Here is a 26,743-nt window from a genome sequence, read left to right on the forward strand (position 1 = left end):
CAACATCCTTGTAGCCTCGCATGAACCTTCCATCAATCAATGACTGCGGGTGTTCATGGACAGCGTTCGATTACTCGGCTTTCAGGCCAGCAGCCGATACGTCTTTGACGCCTTTGATTTTCTTGGTGATCGCGACAGCAGTGTTTTTCTGCGCTTCAGTCACTTTTACCATGGAGGACAGGGAAACCACGCCTTTGTTGGTTTCAACCTTGATGTCCGAACCAGGAATTCCTTTTTCAGTCAGCAGATCAGCTTTGACTTTGGTGGTGATCCAGGTGTCAGAGGTATCTTCTTTGACTTCTTGAGTCGTGGTGTTAGCTGCCAGAACCATAGGCGCTTGGGCCGAAGTCTGAGCGAATGCAGCGTTAGCCATGGTCAGCGTCAGGGCAGTTGCAGTAGCGGCAGCGATAGCGAACTTCTTCATACGATAACTCCTGTTTTTCTCAAAAACTGCGCCAGATAACTGGCTGCAGGGGTTAACAGTTATATCGCAATCGCTGTGCCAGATTCATGAAGCCTGAAAAACCCTTTAAAATCATAGAGTTATGTTTTCAGTTATTTTACGGAATCGTGCAGACTGCCCGGTCATCGCCGTTCTGGCTTGCAAGATGCACGTATGCGTCCGACCTTTTCTGCGCCACAGACGTAACCTGCTAATTGCGCTCATAAAAAAAGGACTCCGAAGAGTCCTTTTTCAACGGCTGATCCGATCGATCAGACGCCGGATACTTTCGCAGCCGCCACGTCTTTGATCGACAGCTTGATACGGCCGCGGTTGTCCACGTCCAGTACCAGTACTTCGACTTCCTGACCTTCTTTCAGGATATCGGTCACTTTCTCTACGCGAGCGTCGCTCAGCATCGAGATGTGAACCAGACCGTCCTTGCCCGGCAGAATGTTGACGAATGCGCCGAAATCGACGATGCGCTCAACCTTACCGACATAGATCTTGCCGATTTCTGCTTCTGCGGTAATGCCCAGAACACGCTGACGCGCTGCTTCAGCCGCTTCCTTGGATTCGCCGAAGATCTTGATCGAGCCGTCGTCTTCGATATCGATCGACGCCTTGGTCTCTTCACAGATTGCACGGATGGTTGCGCCACCCTTGCCGATCACGTCACGGATCTTGTCGGTATCGATCTTCATCGCGATCATGGTCGGAGCATTGGCCGACAGTTCGTTACGCGACTGACCGATGATCTGGTTCATCTGACCGAGGATGTTCAGGCGAGCTTCCAGGGCCTGGCCCAGAGCGATCTCCATGATTTCTTCGGTGATGCCCTTGATCTTGATGTCCATCTGCAGCGCGGTCACACCTTTAGAGGTGCCGGCTACTTTGAAGTCCATGTCGCCCAGGTGATCTTCGTCACCCAGGATGTCAGTCAGAATGGCGAATTTCTCGCCTTCCTTGACCAGACCCATGGCGATACCGGCAACCGGTGCCTTCATCGGAACGCCCGCATCCATCAGTGCCAGGGAAGCACCGCAGACCGACGCCATGGAGCTGGAGCCGTTGGACTCGGTGATTTCCGAAACGACACGGATGGTGTAAGGGAACACGTCAGCGCCCGGCAGCATGGCCTGCACGCTGCGACGAGCCAGACGACCGTGACCGATTTCACGACGACCTGCGCCGCCCATGCGACCACACTCGCCCACCGAGAACGGAGGGAAGTTGTAGTGCAGCATGAAGGGGTCTTTTTTCTCGCCTTCAAGGGTGTCGAGCAGCTGTGCGTCACGAGCAGTACCCAGCGTGGCCACAACCAGCGCCTGAGTTTCGCCACGGGTGAACAGTGCCGAACCGTGAGTCTTCGGCAAAACGCCGACTTCAATGTTCAGTGGGCGGACAGTGCGGGTATCACGACCATCGATACGCGGCGTGCCGTTGACGATGTTTTCGCGAACGGTGCGGTATTCGATTTCACCGAAAGCGGCTTTGACTTCGCTGGCAGACGGGCTGCCGTCTTCGACAGCGAGTTTGGCAACGACCTGATCTTTCAGCTCGCCCAGACGCGCATAGCGGTCGGCCTTGACGGTGATGGTGTAAGCCTGGGAGATCGCGTCGCCGAACTCGGCACGGATAGCGCCCAGCAGTGCGGTCGCTTCAGGCTTTGGCTGCCAGTCCCAGGTAGGTTTGGCAGCTTCGGCGGCCAGTTCCTTGATGGCGTTGATCACGACCTGGAATTCGTCATGAGCGAACAGTACAGCGCCCAGCATCTGGTCTTCGGTCAGTTCTTTGGCTTCCGACTCAACCATCAGAACAGCTTCGGAAGTACCGGCTACGACCATGTCCAGGCTCGAAGCCTGCAGTTGCTCGTAAGTCGGGTTCAACAGGTAGCCGGTGCTTTCGTGGAAAGCAACGCGCGCAGCGCCGACCGGACCGTCGAACGGAATGCCGGAGATCGCCAGGGCAGCCGAGGTACCGATCATCGCAGCGATGTCCGGATCGATTTTCTTGCTGGTGGACACGACGGTGCAGACAACCTGCACTTCGTTCATGAAGCCTTCTGGAAACAGTGGACGGATCGGACGGTCGATCAGTCGCGAGGTCAGGGTTTCTTTCTCGGAAGGACGGCCTTCACGCTTGAAGAAACCACCGGGGATCTTGCCGGCAGCGTAGGTTTTTTCCTGATAGTGCACGGACAGAGGGAAGAAGCCTTTGCCAGCGTCAGCCTGTTTGGCGCCGACCACAGTCACAAGTACGCTGACGTCGTCGTCAACGGTGACCAATACTGCACCAGAGGCTTGACGGGCGATACGGCCTGTCTCGAGGGTTACGGTCGATTGACCGAACTGAAACTTTTTGATTACCGGGTTCACGGTTTCCTACCTTTCTTTGTGGCTCTTGGGGAACTGGTTTCTTGCGAATTCTTGGGCAGCGTGGGGAATCGGCCCCTTCCACAGCCCAGATAAAACTTGAGGCTGGGAGCCTGCCAGATCCACCGTGAAAACCCGACGGATCGTGACAGACAACCAACCTCTAGCAACGTCGTTATTAGCGACGCAGACCCAGACGACCGATCAGGGCGCTGTAACGGCTAACGTCCTTACCTTTCAGGTAATCCAGCAGCTTGCGGCGCTGGTTTACCATACGGATCAGACCACGACGGGAGTGGTGGTCTTTACCGTTGGCCTTGAAGTGGCCTTGCAGTTTGTTGATGTTGGCGGTCAGCAGTGCAACTTGCACTTCTGGCGAACCCGTATCACCAACAGCTTGCTGGTAGTCGGTTACGATCTGAGCTTTTTCTTCAACGCTGAGTGCCATGTGGGCAATCCTTATTTCAGGGAAGCGCTTCCGGAGAAACGTTTCCAACAGGCCGAGGACGAAACCTCGTATTAAAAAATGAGATATGACCGTGCCTGTTGACAGCCATCCTCGTTCCACCCCGCGTGCAGGCTAGCCTGCCAACGGACTGGTTCCGGTCACTCTGACCGAATCAATCGACGCGGCGCAACGCGCCCGTCTTCACTGACTTCACCGATACCGATGAAGCGACCTTCATGATCCTGCACCCGTACCATGCCGAATTTCGGCGCGTCCGGCGCGCGCACTGGCTGACCATGCAACCAGTAGAACGAACTGTGCTCGGAAAACTTCAGCAGCGGCCAGTCCAGCAAGCCACTGTCCGAGGGCATCAGGAAGCGGTCAACCGCCTCGTTTCCGCCGTCGGCATGCACTTGCTCCAGCTCTTCCAGCGTCACCGTCTGAGCCAGCGTGAAAGGTCCGGCTTGGGTACGGCGCAGTTCTGCGACGTAAGCACCACAACCGAGCTTTTCACCAATATCCTCGACCAGCGTCCGGATATAGGTGCCTTTGCTGCAATCCACCGACAAGCGCGCTGTCTCGCCTTCGCAAGCAAGTAATTCCAGGCGCGTAATAGTAACAGAACGGGGCTCGCGCTCCACTACTTCCCCAGCACGCGCCAGCTTGTAAAGTGGCTGGCCGTCACGCTTGAGCGCGGAGTACATGGGAGGTATCTGACTGATTTGCCCACGAAAATCCGGCAGAACCGCTTCGATATCGTCGCGACCAACGGTCACTGGACGCGTGAGCAAAACATCACCTTCGGAGTCGGCCGTGGTGGTGGTCTTGCCCAGTTGCGCCAAGGTCTCGTAGGACTTGTCCGAATCGAGCAGGTATTGCGAGAACTTGGTCGCCTCGCCAAAGCACAACGGCAAAACGCCAGTGGCCAGAGGGTCGAGGCTGCCCGTGTGCCCGGCTTTCTCGGCATTGAGCAGCCAGCGAACCTTTTGCAGCGCGGCGTTGGAAGTGAAGCCCAGTGGCTTGTCGAGCAGGATGATCCCGCTGACATTGCGGCGTATACGCTTGACCTGAGCCACCCTTTACTCCTCGGTACTTTCAGGCTTTGCATCCGGCGATGCGGAACCGTCCTGATGCTGACTGTCCTGCGCCACGGCGCGCTCGATCAGTGCCGAGAGGTGCGCACCCCGCACGACGCTTTCATCGTAGTGGAAGTGCAGTTGAGGCACGCTGCGCAGTTTCATTTCGCGGGCCAGTTGCATGCGCAGGAAACCTGCAGCAGCGTTGAGCACCTTGATGGTTTGCGCGATATCTTCCGCGTTGTCCTGGCCCATGACGGTCATGAAAATCTTGGCATGACCCACGTCACGGCTGACGTCTACGGCGGTGATGGTGACCAGACCCACACGGGGGTCCTTGATTTCGCGGCGGATCAGTTGTGCCAGCTCGCGCTGCATCTGATCGCCGATACGCTGGGTACGGCTGTATTCTTTTGCCATTTTGTTACCTGTTACTGATCCGGGACCAAACCCTGACAGTCTGAAAGCGGCAAACGCCCGGCCTGACAATTGCCAGACCGGGCGTTGCGTTTAGAGCCCACGGGGAAAGCAGAGCATTTGCATGCGGCGCTCCCACCATGGCTCCTGAAGCTCGCGATTTAGAGGCTGCGAGCCACTTGGACCTTCTCGAAGACTTCGATCTTGTCACCAACCTTGACGTCGTTGTAGCTCTTGACGCCGATACCGCATTCCATGCCGGCACGTACTTCGGCAGCGTCGTCCTTGAAGCGGCGCAGGGATTCCAGCTCGCCTTCAAAGATAACGATGTCTTCGCGCAGAACACGAATCGGACGGTTACGGTAGACAGTGCCTTCCAGAACCATACAGCCTGCGATCGCGCCGAATTTAGGCGAACGGAACACATCGCGGACTTCGGCAATACCCAGGATATTCTCCCGGACGTCGCTGCCAAGCATACCGGTGAGGGCTTTCTTGACGTCTTCGATGATGTCGTAGATCACGTTGTAGTAACGCATATCCAGACCTTCCTGCTCGACGATCTTGCGAGCGCCGGCATCGGCACGCACGTTGAAGCCGAACAGTACAGCGTTGGAAGCCAGCGCCAGGTTAGCGTCGCTCTCGGTGATACCACCGACACCGCCACCGACCACACGCACTTGCACTTCGTCGTTACCCAGGCCGTTCAAGGCGCCGTTCAACGCTTCGAGGGAGCCACGAACGTCAGATTTGAGGACGATGTTGAGCGTCTTCTTCTCTGCCTGACCCATGTTCTCGAAGATGTTTTCCAGCTTGCCTGCGTGAGCACGGGCCAGTTTGACTTCGCGGAACTTGCCTTGACGGAACAGAGCCACTTCACGGGCTTTCTTCTCGTCCGACAGCACGCTCATCTCGTCGCCAGCGTCCGGGGTACCGTCCAGGCCGAGAATCTCGACCGGAATGGAAGGACCCGCTTCTTTGACCGGCTTGCCGTTCTCGTCAAGCATGGCGCGGATGCGGCCGAAGTTCGAACCGACCAGCACCATGTCGCCCTGACGCAGCGTACCGTCCTGAACCAGAACAGTAGCAACCGGACCACGGCCCTTGTCCAGACGGGACTCGACGACAACACCACGGCCAGGAGCCGATGGAGTGGCTTTGAGTTCCAGAACTTCGGCTTGCAGCAGAACAGCTTCCAGCAATTCGTCGACGCCGGTACCCATTTTCGCGGAGACCGAAACGAAAGGTGTATCACCGCCCCACTCTTCGGACGTCACGCCATGGACCGACAGCTCGCTGCGAATACGATCGAGGTCAGCACCAGGCTTGTCGATCTTGTTCACAGCGACGACCAGCGGCACGCCAGCAGCAACAGCATGCTGAACCGCTTCGATGGTCTGCGGCATCACGCCGTCATCGGCAGCGACTACCAGAATCACGATGTCGGTCGCCTTGGCACCACGCGCACGCATTGCGGTAAACGCGGCGTGACCCGGGGTGTCGAGGAAGGTGACCATACCGCGTTCGGTTTCTACGTGATAGGCACCGATGTGCTGCGTGATACCACCGGCTTCGCCAGCAGCTACCTTGGCACGACGAATGTAGTCGAGCAGGGAAGTCTTGCCGTGGTCGACGTGGCCCATTACGGTCACAACCGGCGCACGGGAGAACGACTCACCTTCGAATTTCAGCGATTCGGCCAGGGAATCTTCCAGGGCGTTATCGCTGACCAGCGTGACCTTGTGGCCCAGCTCTTCGGCGATCAACTGGGCAGTTTCCTGATCCAGTACCTGGTTGATGGTCACCGGGGTGCCCATCTTGAACATGAACTTGATGACTTCAGCAGCCTTGACCGACATCTGTGCCGACAACTCGCCGACAGTGATGGTCTCGCCAATGGCAACGTCACGAATCACAGGACCGGTAGGGCTCTGGAAGCCGTGTGCGTTACGCTTCTTCAGCTTGCCTTTGCCACGACCACCACGACGGAAGCTATCGCTTTCTTCGTCGGTAGTGCGAGGGGCAACGCGAGGGGCCGGAGCCTTCTCTTTGACCGAAGCGCGATGCGGAGCGTTTTTACGCTCGCCGTCACCGCCACGGGCATTGCGATCATCGGCACGAGGCTTGTCAGGGCGACGTTGTTCGTCACGCTTGCGAGCGTCGGCCGATGGCGCAGCGCTGGCAGGTGCCGGAGCAGCGGCGGCTTGTGCTTCACGCACAGGCTCGGCGGCAGCAACTGGCTGCGCAGGCGCCGAAGCATCCTGAGCGGCAGCCGGCTGGCTGGTTGCATCTGCTTCGGTACGACGCTTGGCTTCTTCTTCAGCCTTTTGACGAGCGGCATTTTCTACCGCACGGCGTTCGTCCATCTCGCGCTTGCGCTCGGCTTCGATTTCTTCCGGGCTACGCTGCACAAATACTTTCTTCTTGCGCACTTCAACGCTGATGCTTTTGCTGCCAGCAACGCGCAGGGTGCTGGTGGTCTTGCGCTGCAAGGTAATCTTGCGAGGCTCTTCCACCTTGGCCTTGTGACCACTTTTCAGGTGCGTCAACAGGGCTTGCTTTTCGTTATCGGTCACAACTTGCTCGGCGGCGGTGTGCGGCAGACCTGCCTCACGCATCTGCTGTAACAGGCGCTCTACCGGTGTGTCGACCACTTTGGCCAGTTCTTTCACCGTGACTTGCGTCATGCACTTCTCTCCTCAGGCCGCTCTTACTTACTCGAACCAATGGGCTCGGGCGGCCATGATCAACTTGCCGGCACGATCATCGTCAATGCCGTCGATGTCGAGCAGATCGTCTATAGACTGCTCGGCCAGGTCTTCGCGGGTAATTACGCCGCGCACCGCCAGTTCCATCGCCAAATCCTTGTCCATACCCTCAAGCGAGAGCAGGTCTTCGGCCGGATGGGCGTCTGCCAGCTTTTCCTCTGTAGCGATGGCTTTGGTCAACAAACGATCCTTGGCACGAGCGCGAAGCTCGTTGACGATATCTTCGTCAAAGCCGTCGATGTTGAGCATTTCTTCCAACGGTACGTAGGCAATCTCTTCCAGGCTGGTAAAGCCTTCATCAACCAGTACCTGTGCCAGTTCTTCATCGACTTCGAGCTCTTCGATGAAGTTGCGCAGGATGTCACCGGTTTCAGCTTGCTGCTTGGCCTGGATGTCCGATTCGGTCATTACGTTCAGGGTCCAGCCAGTCAACTGGCTTGCCAGACGAACGTTCTGACCGCCACGACCAATCGCCTGGGCCAGGTTGTCCGCGCCAACGGCGATATCCATTGCATGCGCATCTTCATCTACGATGATTGCCGCTACTTCTGCAGGGGACATTGCATTGATCACGAACTGCGCCGGGTTATCGTCCCAGAGCACGATATCCACACGCTCGCCACCCAGCTCGCCGGAAACAGCCTGAACGCGCGAACCGCGCATGCCGATACAGGCACCTTGCGGATCGATTCGTTTGTCCTTGGAGCGAACAGCGATTTTTGCACGTGAACCCGGGTCACGAGAGGCAGCCATCACCTCGATGAGACCTTCGGCAATTTCCGGCACTTCGATGCGGAAAAGCTCGATCAGCATCTCTGGCGCAGTACGCGACAGAATCAGCTGAGGGCCACGATTTTCAGTGCGAATTTCCTTGAGCAAAGCACGCATGCGGACACCAACACGGAAAGTTTCCCGGGAAATGATGTCTTCACGCGCCAGCAATGCCTCGGCATTGTTACCCAGGTCGACGATGACATTGTCACGCGTAACCTTTTTAACAGTACCAGAAATGATTTCACCCAGGCGCTCGCGGTAAGCGTCGACGACCTGTGCGCGCTCGGCTTCACGAACTTTCTGCACGATGACTTGCTTGGCAGTCTGTGCAGCGATACGACCAAATTCGATGGAGTCGATTTTTTCTTCGATCAGATCGCCAGCAACGGCACCCGGCTTTTTGGCCTGGGCCTGATCAACGGCCAGCTCGTAAGCCGGATCGTCCAGATCTTCGTCCTCGACAACTGTCCAGCGACGGAAAGTCTCGTAATTACCTGTTTGGCGGTTGATCTCTACACGGAGTTCAACTTCATCTTCAAAACGTTTTTTGGTGGCCGTGGCCAGAGCCAGTTCCAGCGCTTCAAAAATCACACTAGCCGGAACGCCCTTTTCATTGGACACCGACTCAACAACCAGCAGTACTTCTTTGCTCATCGTACGCCTCGCCTTTCGCAAGCCATTGGATCCGCGGGATCCGCAGTAACCGGCACGTCTCAGTCAAACGTGGGAATAATGTTGGCCTTGTCGATCAAGTCGATCGGCAACAGAAATTCATGGTCTTCAACCTGCACCACGACATCCTGCTCCTCCACCCCGCGGAGAAGGCCTTGAAAGTTGCGTCGGCCTTCAAAGGGCGAGCGCAGCTTTATTTTCACTTGTTCCCCGGCGTACGAAGCAAACTGCTCAATGGTGAACAGCGGGCGCTCCATGCCAGGAGAAGATACTTCAAGGGTGTACTCGGTGCTGATTGGATCTTCTACGTCCAACACACCGCTGATCTGGCGACTGACGATTGCGCAGTCGTCGACCAGAACACCACCTTCCTTGTCGATATAAATGCGCAGCACCGAATGCTTGCCCTGGGAACTGAAATCGATCCCCCAGCATTGATAGCCTAGGGCCACGACCACCGGGGCCAACAAGTCCTGCAACTGTTCTAGCTTGCTCGACACCTGAACCCCCTCGTGCATGCTTTAAAAATAAAAAAATGGGCAAAAGCCCATCCCTGAAAACGCCGCTGAACATCGACGTCATGTACTGTCCAGCTAACAAAAAGCCCCTTAAAAGGGGCTCCGCTAAAACTGGTTGCGGGGGCTGGATTTGAACCAACGACCTTCGGGTTATGAGCCCGACGAGCTACCAAACTGCTCCACCCCGCGACAAAGCTGGGGCGGAAGTATACGACCGATCCATTGCTGGGTCAATCCAACATCCACCTACAAGAAAGCCCGCTAATGCGGGCTTCCTTGTTAATTGGTACCGAGAAGGGGACTCGAACCCCTACACCCATTGGGCACAACCACCTCAAGGTTGCGTGTCTACCAATTCCACCACCTCGGCATTACAACTCTTTGGCGATCTCGCAAAAAACATCGCCGAATTCTTTTTTACTTTTGCCCTGAAGCTGGAGGTACGTCAGCAGGAACAACTGCTGGCTTTTGCGCTTCGAGCACCGGCACATCATCTGCCGCCGGTTTTTGCTTCACTTCCAATACCGCTGGATCTGGCAAACCTACTTGAGTCAGCTGTTGAGCTTTCTCTTTAGCAAAGTAACCTAACCCCAAGCTGGTTATGAAAAAACATGCGGCGAGTATAGCAGTAAACTTACTGAGAAAGGTAGAGGTTCCTTGACCTCCGAAGACAGTATTTGATGCACCTACTCCGAAAGACGCACCTGCGTCGGCACCTTTACCCTGCTGCAGCAATACCAGAGCAACAACGCCCAGCGCGCCCATCAGATGAAAAACAATTACGACTGTTTCCAGCATTTTCTCAGTTTCCCGCGGCGCGACAGATCGCACCGAACTCATCTGCATTCAGGGACGCTCCACCAATGAGCCCCCCATCGATATCCGGCATGCTGAATAGCTCGACCGCATTGGCCGCCTTCACGCTGCCGCCATAGAGAAGTCGCACGCCTTGTGCGACTTCGGCATTCTCTTTCGCCAGTTGCGCACGAATGGCTGCGTGCACTTCCTGCGCATCTTGAGGCGAAGCGGTCAGTCCGGTACCAATGGCCCAGACTGGCTCGTAGGCAATTACTGCATTGACCAGTGCGTCGATGCCGAACTCGGCGATCACGCTGTCAAGCTGACGCCCGACAACCTCAAGCGTTTGCCCTGCCTTGCGCTCCTCAAGCGTCTCGCCTACGCAAAGCACTGGCGTGAGACCGCTTGCCTGGATCGCTGCAAACTTCTTGTTGAGCACATCATCCTGCTCGCCGATCAACTGGCGGCGCTCGGAGTGCCCGACCAGAACCAGCTTGCAACCTGCATCGGCCAACTGACTGGATGCAACTTCACCGGTCAGTGCACCTTGTGCTGCCTGTATGGCTGCATCCTGCGCACCTGTGATGATCGACGTCCCCTGAAGGCCTTCGACCACCTGATTGATAAACAGACTCGCAGGCATCACGGCAACATCGACGTTGCCCGGCAACACTTGCTTGCCCAGCCCCTCGATCAGCTCAGCGACGCTGGCGCGGGTACCGTGCATTTTCCAGTTACCAGCTACCATTGGGCGGCGCATGCTACACCTCGTGGGTCAAAGTGGGCGCAGATGTTACCCAACACTTTCGACACTGGCAAGCCGAAATCAGGCGCAAACTTCAGCAACCAGTTTTGCGAGCTCGTCGGCATAGCCGCGGACCTGCGCTTCGTCTTCACCTTCGACCATCACGCGCACCAGCGGCTCGGTGCCGGACTTGCGCAGCAGGACCCTGCCACGACCCGCCATCTGCTCGGTGACACGTGCACAGGCGTCCTGCACCGCCGGGTGCGAAACCGGGTCGACACTCGAACCTTCGAAACGCACGTTGATCAGGATCTGCGGGCACTTGCGCAGCTTAAGACGCGCCTCGGCCAGGCTGATGCCACTGCGACGAAGGGCCAGTATGACCTGCAAAGAAGCGATGATCGCATCGCCTGTCGTGGCATGCTGGAAGCACACAATGTGCCCCGAGTTCTCGCCACCGATCTGCCAATTGCGCTCAAGCAGCTCGGCAATGACATACCGGTCACCGACATTCGCGCGCACGAACGGAATATTCTGTTCCGCGAGGGCAAGCTCAAGGCCGAGATTGCTCATCAGCGTCCCGACCACGCCACCCTGCAAGCGGCCACGCTCGTGCAGATCGCGAGCAATGATGTAGAGCAGCTCATCGCCATCCACGACGGTGCCGGTGTGGTCAACCATCAGTACGCGGTCGCCATCGCCATCGAAGCCGATGCCCATGTCAGCGTTTTGCGCGACCACCGCGGCCTGCAGCGCTTCCATGTGCGTGGAACCACAGTCCTTGTTAATGTTGAGCCCGTCAGGCTGCGCAGAAAGCACCACGACCTGGGCACCCAGCTCACGAAATACATTGGGCGCAACCTTGTAAGTGGCACCGTGCGCGCAGTCGATAACCACCTTGAGGCCGGCGAAGTCGGTGCTGGTCGGAACACTACTCTTGCAGAATTCGATGTATCGACCCGCCGCATCGTTGATGCGCGAGACTTTGCCGAGATTTTCGGACTCGGCCACGGTCATCGGGGCGTCGAGCAATTCCTCGATCATCATTTCAATCTCGTCCGGCAATTTGGTGCCTTGGCCCGAGAAGAACTTGATGCCGTTGTCGTAATGCGGGTTGTGCGACGCACTGATGACGATGCCCGCTTCGGCGTGGAAGGTGCGCGTCAGGTAAGCAATGGCGGGAGTCGGCATCGGTCCGAGCAACAGAACATCGGCACCGGCTGCAGACAGACCGGCCTCAAGTGCGGATTCAAACATGTAACCGGAAATACGCGTGTCCTTGCCAACGAGAATCCGGCACGCGCCCATCTTGCGAAACGCCATGCCCGCAGCCCAGCCCAGCTTGAGCATGAACTCGGGAGTGATCGGGAACTGCCCTACACGACCACGAATGCCGTCGGTTCCGAAATATTTTCTGGTACTCATGGATGCCCCACTCTTGTTATTCAGCTGCTTCGACAGCTGCGATCATGCGCACCACGTCAGCCGTTTCGGCGACATCGTGCACACGTAGAATTTTTGCCCCTTTGGTCATCGCCAATGCAGCGAGCGCCAGGCCGCCAAAGAGGCGCTGGTCGACCGGACGGTTCAACACCGCGCCGATCATGCTCTTGCGCGACACCCCCACCAGAAGTGGCTGACCCAGCGCATGCAGCACGTCCAGGTGGCGGAACAGGCTCAGATTGTGCGCCAGAGTCTTGGCGAAACCAAAACCCGGATCGAGGATTATCTGGTGACGGGCAATGCCGGCAGCCACACATTGCTGCATGCGCTCAAGCAGGAAGGCACTGACCTCCCCCACCAGATCCTGATAATGCGGATCATCCTGCATGGTGCCTGGCTCACCCAGCATATGCATGAGGCAAACCGGCAGGCCAGTGCTTGCAGCTGCCTCAAGCGCACCAAGGCGCTGCAGTGAGCGCACGTCGTTGATGATTCCCGCGCCGAGCGCAGCCGTCTCCAGCATGACCTCAGGCGTGGACGTATCAACCGAGATGATAACGTTGAGCTCACGCGCAATGATCTCGACGATCGGTGCGACTCGCTCGACCTCTTCCAGAGCAGAGACCGGACGCGCGCCTGGACGCGTGGACTCGCCACCGACATCGATCAGCGTCGCACCCGCCCGCACCATAGACTCGGCATGCCGCAACGCCTCATCGAGCTGACTGTAGCGACCACCGTCCGAAAATGAGTCAGGGGTTGCATTGAGAATACCCATGACGTGCGTATGGGCCAAATCAAGAACCCGGTTGCCGCAAGGCAACCGGGTCGGGTACAGCGCAGAAGTCATGTCAGACCTTAATGCTCAGCGGCAGGACCGCCGATTGGCGTTTCCGGACGAGGGTCAGGCGTGATCGGCGTACCGTTGGTACCCGAACCACCGCCCCAGTCGCGCGGCTCACGTGGCGGACGTCCCGTCATGATGTCGTCGATCTGATCGGCATCGATGGTCTCGTACTTCATCAGTGCATCGGCCATCGCTTCAAGCTTGTCACGGTTGTCCGTCAGCAGTTGCTTGGCGGTACCGTAGCAGTGATCGATGATGCTACGCACTTCAGAGTCGATAAGCTTGGCGGTATCACCAGAAACACTGGAGTTCTGACTGCCGCCGCGACCCAGATAGCCCGCATCTTCGTCTTCGGAGTACATCAACGGGCCAAGCTTTTCAGACAAGCCCCATTTGGTCACCATGTTCCGGGCGATCTGACTGGCACGCATGATGTCGTTGGACGCACCTGTCGTGACACAATCAAAGCCCAGCGTCATTTCTTCAGCGATACGACCGCCGTACAGCGAGCAGATCTGGCTGATCAGCGCCCGCTTGGACAGGCTGTAACGATCTTCTTCCGGCAGGAACATGGTCACACCCAAGGCACGGCCACGAGGAATGATCGACACCTTGTAGACCGGATCGTGCTCAGGCACCAAGCGACCGACGATGGCGTGACCCGCCTCGTGGTAAGCCGTGTTGCGTTTTTCTTTGTCGGACATGACCATCGATTTGCGCTCGGCACCCATCATGATCTTGTCTTTGGCCAGTTCGAATTCTTTCATCTCGACAACACGCTTGCCGGAGCGAGCAGCGAACAGCGACGCTTCGTTGACCAGATTGGCCAGATCAGCACCGGAGAAACCCGGCGTACCGCGAGCAATAACGCCTGGATTGACGTCTTCGCCCATTGGCACTTTGCGCATGTGAACCTTGAGAATCTGCTCACGACCACGGATGTCCGGCAGACCTACTACCACCTGACGGTCGAAACGACCCGGGCGCAGCAACGCAGGGTCCAGAACGTCCGGACGGTTGGTCGCAGCGATGACGATGATGCCGTCATTCATTTCGAAGCCATCCATCTCAACCAGCAACTGGTTGAGAGTCTGCTCACGCTCATCGTGACCACCGCCCATGCCAGCGCCGCGATGGCGACCGACCGCATCGATTTCGTCGATGAAGATGATGCACGGCGCGTGCTTTTTGGCCTGTTCGAACATGTCACGGACGCGGCTCGCACCGACACCCACGAACATCTCGACGAAATCGGAACCGGAGATGGTGAAGAACGGCACTTTCGCTTCGCCGGCAATGGCTTTGGCAATCAGCGTCTTGCCCGTACCCGGTGGGCCGACCATCAACACGCCGCGAGGAATCCGGCCACCCAGGCGCTGGAACTTGCCCGGATCGCGCAGGAACTCGACCAGTTCGCCCACTTCTTCCTTGGCCTCGTCACACCCGGCAACGTCTGCCAGGGTCGTCTTGACCTGATCTTCGGACAGCAGACGCGCCTTGCTCTTGCCAAAGCTCATCGGGCCGCCTTTGCCGCCCGCCCCGCCCTGCATTTGACGCATGAAGAACATGAAGACAGCGATGATCACCAGAATCGGGAAGCTGGCCACCAGCAACTGGGTCCAGATGCTCTGCTGCTCAGGCTGCTTGCCTTCGATCACGACGTTGTTGCTGACCAGATCGCCGATCAGACCGTTGTCCGGGATGTTCGGGCGGATGGTCTTGAAGGTGTCGCCGTCGCTGCGCTTGCCCGTGATGACATAGCCGTCAACAGAAACCTTCTCGACCTTGCCATCCTTCACTTGCTGGATGAACTCGGAATAGTTGAGGTTCTGCGGCTCGTTCGGGCTGGAGAAGTTGTTCATCACCGTCACCAGGACAGCCGCGATGATCAACCACAGGATCAAATTCTTTGCCATATCGTTCAATTAGCTACCCTCTGAAGCAAGCTCCACGCAGCAAGCGTGCCTCGCATGATATTCACCGGCCTAACTTACTACAGAACCTACAGATGCGGCAGACACCGTCTGTAACCCTTTGTGAAACTTTGACACCATAATGTTCGTTCATGCTGCATCGGCAACGCTATTTGAAAAAAGCTATCGCGCCTTATCAAAAACGCTCGATGCTGGCCGCACCATCGATTCCGCGAAAGCCACGCGCCAGCAGGTATTGCTCACGCGAACGGTCGCGCGACGACGAAGGCTTGCGCATCTGCACCTTGTCGAACAGCTTGCGAATATCCTTGTGGTAGACATCGAAGCCTTCACCCTGGAAGACCTTGATCAGAAAATCGCCACCGGGACGCAGTACCCGACCGGCAAGATCGAGCGCCAATTCACAGAGAAACATTGCACGCGGCATGTCTACAGCGCTCAATCCACTCATATTGGGGGCCATATCGGAAATCACAAGGTCTACCTGCGTATTACCGACCGCTTCCAGGATCTGCTCCAGAATGGCATCTTCGGTGAAATCGCCTTGAATAAAGGTTACGTCAGGGATGCTGTCCATCTCGAGGATGTCAGAAGCAATCAAACGCCCTTGCCCGCCAATCAGACGACTGGTCACCTGCGACCAGCCGCCTGGCGCGGCGCCAAGGTCGATCACGGTCATGCCCGGACGGATAATCTTGTCCTTCTCCTGAATCTCGAGAAGCTTGTAGCTGGCACGTGAACGGTAGCCGTCCTTCTGTGCCATTTTGACGTACTTGTCGTCGAAGTGTTCTTTGAGCCAGTTATGGCTTGTCTTGGAACGGGCCACAGGGCACCTCAAAAATAAACGAGTCGTGATTAACTGGGCGGTCCCGGACTCGCTCGGGTAAACTGGCCGCCGCTTTTTAAAAGATCAGACGCAGAGGTCAGATTATGCCGCTCACTCCAGAGCAGAAGAAACAGTACAAGTCCATTGGCCACCATCTGAAACCGGTATTGATCGTGGCGGACAATGGTTTGACTGAAGGTGTGCTTGCAGAACTTGAACGCGCATTGAGCGATCACGAGCTGATCAAGATCAAACTCAACATCCTCGACCGCGAAAGCCGTCTGGGTGCCGTTGCAGAATTGTGCAAGGCTGGCTCAGCCGACCTTGTACAGGTCATCGGCAAAATGGCGTTGATCTATCGCAAGAACCCAAAGGTAAACAAGCAACTGTCCAACGTCCACCGCGCACACGGATAAAATACACGCCAGGGCCGCTTCGTGCGTGCCCTGACGCGTTTTACCGCTGAAAGCGCCCGCCGAAGCGGGCACTCGCATCAGATATGACGCACTTCGATGATTTCGTATTCGATGACGCCACTCGGCGTTTTCACCACAACGACGTCACCTTCTTCCTTGGCAATCAAGGCGCGAGCAATGGGCGAGCCCACTGAAATCTTGCCCTTCTTGATATCCGCCTCGTCCTCCCCCACGATCTGATAGGTCACGCGCTCATCGGTTTCGACGTTGGCGATCTCGACCGTTGTACCGAAAATCACCTTTCCGGTCGGCTCGATGGTGGTGACATCGATCACCACGGCGTTCTGCATACGGCCTTCGATATCACGAATACGCGCTTCGACCATGCCCTGCTGCTCGCGGGCAGCATGGTATTCGGCGTTTTCCTTGAGGTCGCCCAGCTCGCGCGCGGTACCGATGTCCTGGCTCAACTTGGGACGCACGACCTTGGTCAGGTGTGCCAGTTCTTCTTCCAGGGCACGAGCGCCCTGGACTGTCATAGGGTATTTGATCATGCCTTTAATCCTGCATGGAGATCCTGCAAGCGACGCACGGTCTTCTCTGGACCGAACTTGAGCGCTTCACAAATCGCTTCGCCTGCTGCGATGGTAGTGGTGCAGTAAATCTTGTGCTGCAAGGCATTGCGACGGATGGAGTAAGAGTCCGCGATCGACTGGCGACCTTCGGTGGTGTTGATGATCAGGGTGACTTCATCATTCTTGATCATGTCGACCACATGCGGACGACCTTCGGTTACCTTGTTGACGCGACGCACCTTCAGGCCGGCCGCCTCGATCAGCTTGGCTGTGCCTGCTGTCGCAACAATCTGGAAGCCCAGGTCGATCAGGTCGCGAGCAACGCCCGCCACCAGCGGCTTGTCATCGTCACGTACGCTGATGAACGCAGTACCGCCGGTCGGCAGCACTTCGCTGGCACCCATCTGGGCTTTGGCGAACGCCTCACCGAAGGTATCGCCCACGCCCATCACTTCGCCGGTCGACTTCATTTCCGGGCCAAGGATCGGGTCAACGCCAGGGAATTTGGCGAACGGGAACACCGCTTCTTTCACGCTGTAGAAATTCGGGATGATTTCCTTGGTGAAGTTCAGCTCTTTCAGGGTTTTGCCGGCCATCACGCGCGCAGCGATCATGGCCAGGGAAACACCGATGCACTTGGACACGAACGGTACGGTACGCGAGGCACGCGGGTTCACTTCGATGACGTAGATATCTTCGCCCTGAAGTGCCAACTGTACGTTCATGAGGCCGACGACACCCAGCTCCAAGGCCATTTTCTTGACCTGTTCGCGCATCTCGTCCTGGATATGCGCCGGCAGCGAGTACGGCGGCAGCGAGCACGCGGAGTCACCGGAGTGAACGCCCGCCTGTTCGATGTGCTGCATGATCGCGCCGATCACCACGTCAGTACCGTCGCAGACCGCATCGACGTCCATTTCGATGGCGCAGTTGAGGAAATGATCCAGCAGCACCGGGCTGTCGTTGGAGACCTGAACCGCTTCACGCAGGTAACGCTTGAGTTCGTCTTCCTGATAGACGATCTCCATCGCACGACCGCCCAACACGTAGGACGGGCGCACCACCAGCGGATAACCGATCTTCGCAGCCGCACGAATCGCTTCGTCTTCGCTGCGCACGGTGGCGTTGGGCGGCTGACGCAGGTTCAGACGCTCGACCATGTGCTGGAAGCGCTCGCGGTCTTCTGCACGGTCAATGGCATCAGGGCTAGTGCCGATAATCGGCACACCGGCGGCTTCAAGGGCACGCGCCAGCTTCAATGGCGTCTGGCCACCGTACTGGACGATCACGCCTTTCGGTTTCTCGACGCGCACGATTTCCAGCACGTCTTCCAGCGTTACAGGCTCGAAGTACAGACGGTCAGAGGTGTCGTAGTCGGTGGAAACGGTTTCCGGGTTGCAGTTGACCATGATGGTCTCGTAACCGTCTTCACGCAGCGCCAGTGCAGCGTGTACGCAGCAGTAGTCGAACTCGATACCCTGGCCGATACGGTTCGGGCCGCCGCCGAGGATCATGATCTTGTCGCGCGTCGAAGGGTTGGCTTCGCACTCTTCCTCGTAGGTCGAATACAGGTACGCGGTGTCGGTTGCGAATTCGGCGGCGCACGTGTCGACGCGCTTGTAGACCGGGAACACTTCCAGCTTGTGACGGTGCGTGCGCAGGTTTTTCTCGGTCACGCCCAGCAGCTTGGCCAGACGCGCATCGGAGAAGCCCTTGCGCTTGAGACGGAACATCAGGTCGCGATCGATCGCCGACAGCCCCAGGGTCTTGACCTTCTCTTCGTCCTTGACCAGATCTTCGATCTGCACCAGGAACCAAGGGTCGATCATGTTCATCGCGAAAATGTCTTCAACCGACATGCCCGCGCGGAATGCGTCAGCGACGTACCAGATACGCTCGGCACCCGGCACGGTTAGCTCGCGCTTGAGAGTGCTCATGCTGTCCGGATGGCTCAGATCAAGCTTCGGATCAAGACCGCAAACGCCAACCTCCAGACCGCGCAGGGCTTTCTGCAGCGATTCCTGGAACGTGCGGCCGATGGCCATGACTTCACCGACAGACTTCATCTGCGTGGTCAGGCGAGCATCGGCTTTGGAGAACTTCTCGAAAGCGAAGCGCGGCAGCTTGGTGACGACGTAGTCGATGGACGGCTCGAAAGACGCCGGGGTCTTGCCACCAGTGATCTCGTTGGACAGTTCGTCGAGGGTGTAACCGACGGCCAGCTTGGCAGCGACCCGGGCAATCGGAAAGCCGGTGGCCTTGGAAGCCAGCGCCGAGGAACGCGACACGCGCGGGTTCATCTCGATCACAACCATACGGCCGGTGTCCGGGCAGATGCCGAACTGAACGTTGGAGCCGCCGGTTTCGACGCCGATTTCGCGCAGTACCGCCAGCGAGGCGTTACGCAGAATCTGGTATTCCTTGTCGGTCAGGGTCTGTGCCGGCGCAACGGTGATCGAGTCACCGGTGTGCACGCCCATCGGGTCGAAGTTTTCGATGGAACAGACGATGATGCAGTTGTCCTTTTTATCGCGGACAACTTCCATTTCGTATTCTTTCCAGCCGATAAGCGATTCGTCGATCAGCAGTTCCTTGGTCGGCGACAGGTCCAGACCACGGGCGCAGATTTCTTCGAACTCTTCACGGTTGTACGCGATACCGCCACCGGTGCCGCCCATGGTGAACGAAGGACGAATGATGCACGGGAAGCCGAGCTTCTCGAGAACCGCGTTGGCCTCTTCCATGCTGTGCGCGATGCCGGAGCGCGGACAGGCCAGGCCGATGGACTTCATGGCCTTGTCGAAACGCGAGCGGTCTTCGGCCTTGTCGATGGTGTCGGCGTTGGCACCGATCATCTCGACGCCGAACTTCTCCAGAACGCCTTCGCGCTCCAGGTCCAGTGCGCAGTTCAGCGCAGTCTGGCCGCCCATGGTCGGCAACAAGGCATCCGGACGCTCTTTTTCGATGATCTTGGCAACGGTCTGCCACTTGATCGGCTCGATGTACGTGGCGTCGGCCATGGCCGGGTCGGTCATGATGGTGGCCGGGTTGGAGTTCACCAGGATGACGCGGTAGCCCTCTTCGCGCAGAGCCTTGCAGGCCTGGGCGCCGGAGTAGTCGAATTCACAGGCCTGGCCGATCACGATGGGGCCGGCGCCGAGAATCAGGATGCTTTTTATGTCTGTACGTTTTGGCATGGGTGGTCACTCAAATCCGCAGGTTCAGTCGGCAAGCCGTCTTGAACGTTTATCTGAGGTGGCCTGGGCGGCAGCGACCGGACACTGGGTCCGGGGCCGCCCTGGGCACCTGCGTATTACAGTCTCAAGGCAACCGGTCAGCGGCGCTTGGCCATGGCGTCGATAAAGCGATCGAACAGAGGCGAAACATCGTTCGGGCCCGGGCTCGCCTCAGGGTGACCCTGGAAGCTGAACGCGCTCTTGTCGGTCAGCTCGATACCCTGCAGGGTGCCGTCGAACAGCGACTTGTGGATGGCGCGGACGTTGCCCGGCAGAGTCGCTTCGTCCACCGCAAAACCGTGGTTCTGGCTGGTGATCATGACGACGCCGGTGTCCAGATCCTGAACGGGGTGGTTTGCGCCATGGTGACCATGACCCATTTTCACGGTCTTGGCCCCCGCAGCCAGCGCGAGGAGTTGGTGACCGAGGCAGATGCCGAACACCGGCACTTCGGTTTCCAGCACCTCCTTGATCGCCTTGATGGCGTAGTCGCACGGCTCTGGGTCGCCTGGGCCGTTGGACAGGAAAACGCCATCCGGCTTGTAGGCAAGCACCTCATTGGCAGGCGTTTGCGCAGGCACGACAGTCACTCGGCATCCGCGCTCGACCAGCATGCGCAGGATGTTGACTTTGACGCCGTAGTCGTAAGCAACAACGTGATACGGCAGCTCGGACGCGGCAATTTCAGGATGGCTGTCGGTCTTCAGGTTCCACACGCTGTGGCGCCACTCGTAAGTGTCTTTGGTGCTGACTTCCTTGGCCAGGTCCATGCCCTTGAGGCCCGGAAAGCCGCGAGCAGCGGCAATGGCTGCCTCTTCGGAAATGTTGTCGCCGGCCATGATGCAGCCGTTCTGGGCGCCTTTCTCACGCAGGATGCGGGTCAGGCGACGCGTGTCGATGCCGGCAATGGCAACGACGTTGTTGGCTTTCAGGTAATCACCGAGGGACAGCTTGTTACGCCAGTTGCTGGCGACCAGTGGCAGGTCACGAATGACCAGGCCGGCGGACCAGACGCGATCAGACTCGGCGTCTTCAGGCGTAGTACCGGTGTTGCCGATATGCGGGTAAGTCAGAGTAACGATCTGCTGGGCGTAGGAAGGATCGGTAAGAATTTCCTGATAGCCTGTCATTGCGGTGTTGAACACCACCTCACCAACGGTCTGACCGTCGGCTCCAATGGCTTCGCCGCGAAAAATGCTGCCATCAGCAAGGGCGAGTATGGCTGGCTTAGTCAAGAAGACCTCCCGTAAATAAAACCTGAAAGGGCGATCGCAGGCTGCAAAAAAGCGGAATGACGTAGTTACGTCACCCCGCTTTCTTATGGAATCATCTGCGCGCTTTTAGTGGACACACTAAAGCTGTAGCTTACAGAAAAGGCCCATTTTGGTCTACCACCAATGAGCCTGAAAAGCGGGAAAATGCGACACGGCCTTGAAAGGCCCTGCACAAGATCAATGCAGACCCAGCACCTCCTGCATGTCGTAAAGCCCGGGCGCCTTGCCGTCGAGCCACATTGCAGCGCGGACCGCGCCTTTGGCGAAGGTCATGCGACTGGATGCCTTGTGAGTGATCTCGACCCGCTCACCGTCTGCAGCAAACAGCACGGTATGGTCACCGACCACGTCGCCCGCACGAATCGTCGCAAACCCGATGGTCTCGCGATCACGCGCGCCGGTCTGACCTTCACGACCATAAACGGCGACCTTTTCCAGATCACGACCCAGCGCATTGGCGACCACTTCACCCATGCGCAAGGCGGTTCCGGACGGCGCATCAACCTTGTGCCGGTGATGCGCCTCGATGATTTCGATATCGACCTCATCGCCCAGAACGCGCGCCGCCGTGTCGAGCAGCTTCAGGCAGAGGTTCACACCGACGCTGAAATTGGCGGCAAACACGATCGGAATGTCTTTGCCCGCTTCAACCAGCCGCTGCTTCTCTTCCGCGCTGAAACCTGTGGTGCCGATAATCATGGCCTTGCCTGCCTTGCGGCAGAACGCCAGATTTTTCAGGGTCACTGACGGGTGGGTGAAGTCGATCAGCACATCGAACTCATCCGCCACTTTTGCCAGATCACCCGACAACGGCACACCGATACGACCCAATGCCGCCAACTCACCGGCATCGGCCCCGACCAGCGTACTGTCGGGGCGATCAACAGCAGCGGTCAGCCCGGCGCCCGGCGCCTGCTGAACCGCTTCGATCAAGGTTTTGCCCATGCGCCCGGCGGCGCCTACTACAGCAATACGTCGCATGCCCTGCTCCTGTTGATAACCTTACAGATCGCCGAAGAAACGCTTCACACCCTCGAACCAGCCGCTGGCCTTGGGAGAGTGAGATTCGTCGTCTTCAAGCGATGTGCGGAACTCTTCAAGCAGTTCACGTTGACGCTTGCTCAGGTTGACCGGCGTCTCGACCGCAACGCGGCACATCAAGTCGCCCGCACCACCGCCACGCACCGGAGCCACGCCCTTGCCACGCAAGCGGAACTGCTTGCCGGTCTGGGTGCCCTCTGGAATTTTCAGCTTGACGCGACCATCGAGCGTCGGCACTTCAAGCTCGCCGCCCAGCGCTGCATCGGTAAAGCTGATCGGCACTTCGCAATAAAGGTGCTTGCCGTCGCGCTGAAAGATGGCGTGTTCACGGACACTGATCACGACATACAGATCGCCGGTCGGCCCGCCCTGCACACCCGCCTCACCTTCGCCCGACAGGCGAATGCGATCGCCGGTATCAACACCTGGCGGCACTTTGACGGCGTGCGTCTTGTACTCTTCGACACGGCCTTCGCCATGGCACGAATCGCACGGATCGGAAATGATCTTGCCCTGACCATGGCAACGCGGGCAGGTTTGCTGCACAGAGAAGAAACCCTGCTGCATACGCACCTGACCGATACCGCCACACGTCGGGCACGTCACCGGAGACGAGCCTTTCTTGGCGCCACTGCCGTCGCAAGGTTTGCAGTTGACCAGCGTCGGAACACGGATATTCACGGATGTGCCGCGAACCGCTTCTTCCAGATTCAGCTCCAGCGTGTAGCGCAGATCGCTGCCGCGCTGAGCGCCGCCACGACCACCGCCACCACCGCGGCCACCACCGAAGAAGTCGCTGAATACGTCACCGAAGATATCGGAGAAGTTGGCGCCACCGGCACCGCCGCCAAAACCACCGCCGCCACCCATGCTCGGGTCGACACCGGCGTGGCCGTACTGGTCGTAAGCAGCGCGTTTGCTGGCGTCGGACAGTACTTCGTAGGCCTCATTGGCCTCTTTGAACAACCCTTCAGACTCTTTGTCATCAGGGTTACGGTCGGGGTGATGCTTCATCGCCAGACGACGGTAGGCCTTTTTCAGGTCCGCCTCGCTGGAGCCTCGCTCCACGCCCAATACTTCGTAGTAATCACGCTTAGCCATAATTCTTCCGCACTCTTGAGGACGTTCGGCGCACTCTCCTGAGCCTTGCCAAACTCGTTGAGCCCCCTACAGGCCCGGACCCAACTCACGTCGATTCAACGATCCTGGTCTTCGTTCAACAGCCAGATCTGACTGACCGAGAAAGCGGCAGAATGATTCGCCACGCAGGAGCGTCGCGATCTTGCCACGTGGCTTGCGGAGCAAATCCGCACGCCGGAATTTTTGCTTGTTCCAGACACGCCAACGCGGGAGCAAGCTCCCGCGCGGCGACATCCTACCAGCCACCGCTCTAAAGAGGTCAACCGGCTTTCAAGTGAGCCTGCGCTTACTTGTTGTCTTTCACTTCTTCAAACTCGGCGTCGACCACGTCGTCAGCCTTGTTTTCGTCAGCAGGCTTGCCCGCCGCGGCTGCTTCAGGGTTCTCGGCCTGCTCGGCGTACATTTTCTGAGCGATTGGCGCGGAAACCTTCGACAGCTCCTCGACCTTGGCTTCGATAGCCGCCTTGTCGTCACCCTTGATGGCAGCTTCCAGAGCAACCAGCGCAGCGTCGACCGCAGTCTTTTCTTCAGCAGTGACCTTGTCACCCGCGTCCGCGATCATCTTGCGAGTCGAGTGGACCAGCGCGTCACCTTGGTTACGGGCAGAGGCCAGCTCTTCGAACTTGCGATCTTCTTCGGAGTTGACTTCAGCATCACGAACCATCTGCTGAATTTCTTCCTCGGACAGACCGGAGTTGGCCTTGATCACAATGGACTGCTGCTTGCCGGTCGCCTTGTCTTTCGCGCCAACGTGCAGGATGCCGTTTGCATCGATGTCGAAGGTCACTTCGATCTGCGGCACGCCACGTGGAGCAGGTGGAATCTCGGCCAGATCGAACTTGCCCAGCGACTTGTTCTGCGCCGCTTGCTTACGCTCACCTTGCAGCACGTGAATGGTCACAGCGCTCTGGTTATCATCGGCCGTCGAGAACACCTGGGATTTCTTGGTAGGAATCGTAGTGTTTTTCTCGATCAGCGCAGTCATCACGCCGCCCATGGTTTCGATACCCAGCGTCAGCGGGCTGACGTCGAGCAGAAGAACATCTTTGACATCACCTGCCAGAACCGCGCCCTGAATAGCAGCACCCATGGCAACCGCTTCGTCCGGGTTGACGTCTTTACGTGCTTCTTTACCGAAGAACTCGGTCACCAGCTTCTGCACCAGCGGCATACGAGTCTGACCACCGACCAGAATCACGTCGTTGATCTTGCTACGGTCGATACCAGCATCTTTAAGCGCCATTTCGCACGGTGCGATGGTTCGCTGAACCAGGTCTTCAACCAGCGATTCGAGCTTGGAACGCGAGATTTTGACGACCAAGTGCTTCGGACCGGAAGCGTCTGCTGTGATGTACGGCAGGTTGACTTCGGTCTGAGTGCTGGACGACAGCTCGATCTTGGCTTTCTCGGCAGCTTCTTTCAGACGCTGCATCGCCAGCGGGTCGCCTTTGAGGTTCATGCCGCTTTCTTTCTTGAATTCGTCGACGAAATAATCGATCAGACGAATGTCGAAGTCCTCACCGCCGAGGAAGGTGTCGCCGTTGGTTGCCAGCACTTCGAACTGGTGCTCGCCATCGACTTCAGCGATCTCGATAACCGAGACGTCGAACGTACCGCCACCCAGGTCATACACGATGACGGTGTGATCGCCCTTGGCCTTGTCCATGCCGTAAGCCAGAGCGGCTGCGGTCGGTTCGTTGATGATGCGCTTGACGTCCAGACCGGCGATACGGCCAGCGTCCTTGGTTGCCTGACGCTGACTGTCGTTGAAGTAGGCCGGAACGGTGATCACCGCTTCGGTCACAGCTTCACCGAGGTAGTCTTCGGCAGTCTTCTTCATCTTTTTCAGAATTTCAGCGGAAATCTGAGGAGGTGCCATTTTCTGGCCATTCACTTCAACCCAGGCATCACCGTTGTCAGCCTTGACGATCTTGTAAGGGACCATCTGGATGTCTTTCTGAACGACTTGCTCGTCGAACTTGCGGCCGATCAGACGCTTTACTGCGTACAGCGTGTTGTGCGGGTTGGTGACCGCCTGGCGCTTGGCGGATTGACCGACCAGAATTTCGCCATCATTGGCATACGCGATGATCGAAGGCGTGGTGCGGGTGCCTTCGGCGTTTTCAATAACCTTGACGTTGCCGTTTTCCAGAATGGAGACGCAGGAGTTGGTGGTCCCCAGGTCGATACCGATAATTCTGCCCATCTTGACTCTCCCGAAACTTGCAAAATTTGAATGTGGTTGCCGCACGTGCATTTACAACGTGCGGTAGCTCTTAAACGCTTGACCTTTAAATGGGGGCCTCACAGCTTATTTCAAGCCTGCTCGTCAATTGACGGCGTTGCAGGCGATGGTGCCTTGCTGACCACGACCATGGCCGGGCGCAACAGACGACCATTGAGCTGATAACCCTTCTGAAACACCTTGAGCACCGTGTTGGGCTCTACATCTGCACTTTCCTGCATGGCCATTGCCTGGTGCTGATCGGCACTGAACGGCTGACCATGCGGATCAATGGCTTCGAGCTGATAACGCTTGAGGGTGTCCTGGAACATCTTCAAGGTCAGTTCGATGCCTTCGCGCATCGGGCGAATGCTCTCGTCGTCCGGATTGGACAGATCGAGCCCTCGCTCCAGACTGTCGATGATCGGCAACAGATCACCGGCAAATTTTTCCAGCGCAAACTTGTGAGCCTTTTCAACATCCTGTTCTGCGCGGCGGCGGACATTCTGCAGATCCGCAGCCACTCGAAGGGATTGGTCCTGCGCGGCAGCCAGTTGCTCTTCGAGCACCTGCACGCGGGTTGTCAATTCTTCACCCGTACCTGCCTCGGCAGCCTGATCCTGAGCCTGCGCATCCAGATTCTGTTCGTCAGCCATATGTGTTCTCCTCTAAAAACGTCCGCGATCCCGACTCGCGCTTCTGCCCACCTATATGGGAGCGGATTTTTCCGGTTCAAGGGGCTCATGTGATCGAG

The 26,743-nt window shown here is 57.7% G+C and carries 22 protein-coding genes and 2 tRNA genes; 1 reads left to right on the top strand and 23 read right to left on the bottom strand.

From position 1 onward, the window contains the following. Nucleotides 1–70: 70 nt before the first annotated feature. The 16 genes from BLT55_RS16925 to rlmE form a co-directional block, all read right to left on the bottom strand. On the bottom strand, nt 71–424 hold the full coding sequence (locus BLT55_RS16925; RefSeq protein WP_002555119.1) for a BON domain-containing protein: 354 nt from the start codon (nt 422–424) through the stop codon (nt 71–73). A gap of 290 nt (nt 425–714) precedes the next feature. Next, the gene (gene pnp / locus BLT55_RS16930; RefSeq protein ID WP_055001434.1) at nt 715–2,820 is read right to left on the bottom strand and encodes a polyribonucleotide nucleotidyltransferase; all 2,106 of its coding nucleotides are present in this window, start codon (nt 2,818–2,820) and stop codon (nt 715–717) included. A 175-nt stretch (nt 2,821–2,995) separates the two neighbouring features. After that, complete coding sequence (gene rpsO, locus BLT55_RS16940) at nt 2,996–3,265, bottom strand: 30S ribosomal protein S15 (protein ID WP_002555121.1); 270 nt, start codon at nt 3,263–3,265, stop codon at nt 2,996–2,998. Nucleotides 3,266–3,423: 158 nt separating this feature from the next. Beyond that, nucleotides 3,424–4,341 carry a tRNA pseudouridine(55) synthase TruB gene (truB, locus tag BLT55_RS16945; RefSeq protein ID WP_007249020.1) on the bottom strand — a complete coding sequence of 306 codons (918 nt, stop codon included), beginning with the start codon at nt 4,339–4,341 and terminating at the stop codon, nt 3,424–3,426. 3 nt (nt 4,342–4,344) lie between these two features. Continuing rightward, nucleotides 4,345–4,761: a 30S ribosome-binding factor RbfA gene (gene rbfA, locus BLT55_RS16950; RefSeq protein ID WP_007249021.1), complete on the bottom strand. Its 417-nt coding sequence runs from the start codon at nt 4,759–4,761 to the stop codon at nt 4,345–4,347. 158 nt (nt 4,762–4,919) lie between these two features. Beyond that, nucleotides 4,920–7,445: a translation initiation factor IF-2 gene (infB, locus tag BLT55_RS16955; RefSeq protein ID WP_055001433.1), complete on the bottom strand. Its 2,526-nt coding sequence runs from the start codon at nt 7,443–7,445 to the stop codon at nt 4,920–4,922. 27 nt (nt 7,446–7,472) lie between these two features. Next, nucleotides 7,473–8,954, bottom strand: coding sequence for a transcription termination factor NusA (gene nusA / locus BLT55_RS16960; protein WP_007249023.1), 1,482 nt, complete (start codon nt 8,952–8,954; stop codon nt 7,473–7,475). Nucleotides 8,955–9,013: 59 nt separating this feature from the next. Next, nucleotides 9,014–9,472, bottom strand: coding sequence for a ribosome maturation factor RimP (gene rimP, locus BLT55_RS16965; protein WP_005888991.1), 459 nt, complete (start codon nt 9,470–9,472; stop codon nt 9,014–9,016). A gap of 130 nt (nt 9,473–9,602) precedes the next feature. After that, nucleotides 9,603–9,679 (bottom strand) — tRNA-Met (locus tag BLT55_RS16970). A gap of 95 nt (nt 9,680–9,774) precedes the next feature. Continuing rightward, a tRNA-Leu gene (locus tag BLT55_RS16975) sits at nt 9,775–9,860 on the bottom strand. A 47-nt stretch (nt 9,861–9,907) separates the two neighbouring features. Beyond that, nucleotides 9,908–10,288, bottom strand: a complete 381-nt coding sequence (secG, locus tag BLT55_RS16980; RefSeq protein ID WP_074800684.1) for a preprotein translocase subunit SecG — start codon at nt 10,286–10,288, stop codon at nt 9,908–9,910. A gap of 4 nt (nt 10,289–10,292) precedes the next feature. Further along, the gene (tpiA, locus tag BLT55_RS16985) at nt 10,293–11,048 is read right to left on the bottom strand and encodes a triose-phosphate isomerase (protein ID WP_055001432.1); all 756 of its coding nucleotides are present in this window, start codon (nt 11,046–11,048) and stop codon (nt 10,293–10,295) included. A 66-nt stretch (nt 11,049–11,114) separates the two neighbouring features. After that, a complete protein-coding gene (glmM, locus tag BLT55_RS16990; protein ID WP_055001431.1) occupies nt 11,115–12,458 on the bottom strand; it encodes a phosphoglucosamine mutase in 1,344 nt (447 codons plus the stop codon). 16 nt (nt 12,459–12,474) lie between these two features. Beyond that, nucleotides 12,475–13,326, bottom strand: a complete 852-nt coding sequence (gene folP / locus BLT55_RS16995) for a dihydropteroate synthase (protein ID WP_055001430.1) — start codon at nt 13,324–13,326, stop codon at nt 12,475–12,477. An 8-nt stretch (nt 13,327–13,334) separates the two neighbouring features. Continuing rightward, nucleotides 13,335–15,239, bottom strand: a complete 1,905-nt coding sequence (ftsH, locus tag BLT55_RS17000; RefSeq protein WP_055001429.1) for an ATP-dependent zinc metalloprotease FtsH — start codon at nt 15,237–15,239, stop codon at nt 13,335–13,337. 193 nt (nt 15,240–15,432) lie between these two features. Then, nucleotides 15,433–16,083: a 23S rRNA (uridine(2552)-2'-O)-methyltransferase RlmE gene (gene rlmE / locus BLT55_RS17005; RefSeq protein WP_005888982.1), complete on the bottom strand. Its 651-nt coding sequence runs from the start codon at nt 16,081–16,083 to the stop codon at nt 15,433–15,435. Nucleotides 16,084–16,187: 104 nt separating this feature from the next. Here rlmE and BLT55_RS17010 point away from each other — a divergent pair, with 104 nt between their 5' ends. Continuing rightward, nucleotides 16,188–16,499 (top strand): YhbY family RNA-binding protein, encoded by a 312-nt coding sequence (locus BLT55_RS17010; protein ID WP_002555133.1) that lies wholly within the window; start codon nt 16,188–16,190, stop codon nt 16,497–16,499. 77 nt (nt 16,500–16,576) lie between these two features. Here BLT55_RS17010 and greA read toward each other — a convergent pair whose 3' ends face one another. The 7 genes from greA to grpE all read right to left on the bottom strand — a co-directional run bounded on the left by greA (nt 16,577) and on the right by grpE (nt 26,645). Beyond that, nucleotides 16,577–17,053: a transcription elongation factor GreA gene (gene greA / locus BLT55_RS17015; RefSeq protein ID WP_007249031.1), complete on the bottom strand. Its 477-nt coding sequence runs from the start codon at nt 17,051–17,053 to the stop codon at nt 16,577–16,579. Further along, nucleotides 17,050–20,271 carry a carbamoyl-phosphate synthase large subunit gene (gene carB / locus BLT55_RS17020; RefSeq protein ID WP_007249032.1) on the bottom strand — a complete coding sequence of 1,074 codons (3,222 nt, stop codon included), beginning with the start codon at nt 20,269–20,271 and terminating at the stop codon, nt 17,050–17,052. The genes greA and carB overlap by 4 nt, the downstream gene beginning before the upstream one ends. Before the next feature lie 137 nt (nt 20,272–20,408). Then, nucleotides 20,409–21,545: a glutamine-hydrolyzing carbamoyl-phosphate synthase small subunit gene (gene carA, locus BLT55_RS17025; RefSeq protein WP_007249033.1), complete on the bottom strand. Its 1,137-nt coding sequence runs from the start codon at nt 21,543–21,545 to the stop codon at nt 20,409–20,411. A gap of 216 nt (nt 21,546–21,761) precedes the next feature. Then, a complete protein-coding gene (gene dapB / locus BLT55_RS17030) occupies nt 21,762–22,565 on the bottom strand; it encodes a 4-hydroxy-tetrahydrodipicolinate reductase (protein ID WP_055000361.1) in 804 nt (267 codons plus the stop codon). A 21-nt stretch (nt 22,566–22,586) separates the two neighbouring features. Beyond that, nucleotides 22,587–23,726, bottom strand: a complete 1,140-nt coding sequence (gene dnaJ, locus BLT55_RS17035) for a molecular chaperone DnaJ (RefSeq protein ID WP_055000362.1) — start codon at nt 23,724–23,726, stop codon at nt 22,587–22,589. 325 nt (nt 23,727–24,051) lie between these two features. Continuing rightward, complete coding sequence (dnaK, locus tag BLT55_RS17040) at nt 24,052–25,971, bottom strand: molecular chaperone DnaK (RefSeq protein WP_055000363.1); 1,920 nt, start codon at nt 25,969–25,971, stop codon at nt 24,052–24,054. Nucleotides 25,972–26,081: 110 nt separating this feature from the next. Then, entirely contained in the window at nt 26,082–26,645 is a 564-nt protein-coding gene (grpE, locus tag BLT55_RS17045; RefSeq protein ID WP_007249037.1) for a nucleotide exchange factor GrpE, read from the bottom strand. Nucleotides 26,646–26,743: the final 98 nt, after the last annotated feature.

The sequence above is a fragment of the Pseudomonas cannabina genome, assembly GCF_900100365.1.
GTDB classification, from domain to species: domain Bacteria; phylum Pseudomonadota; class Gammaproteobacteria; order Pseudomonadales; family Pseudomonadaceae; genus Aquipseudomonas; species Aquipseudomonas cannabina.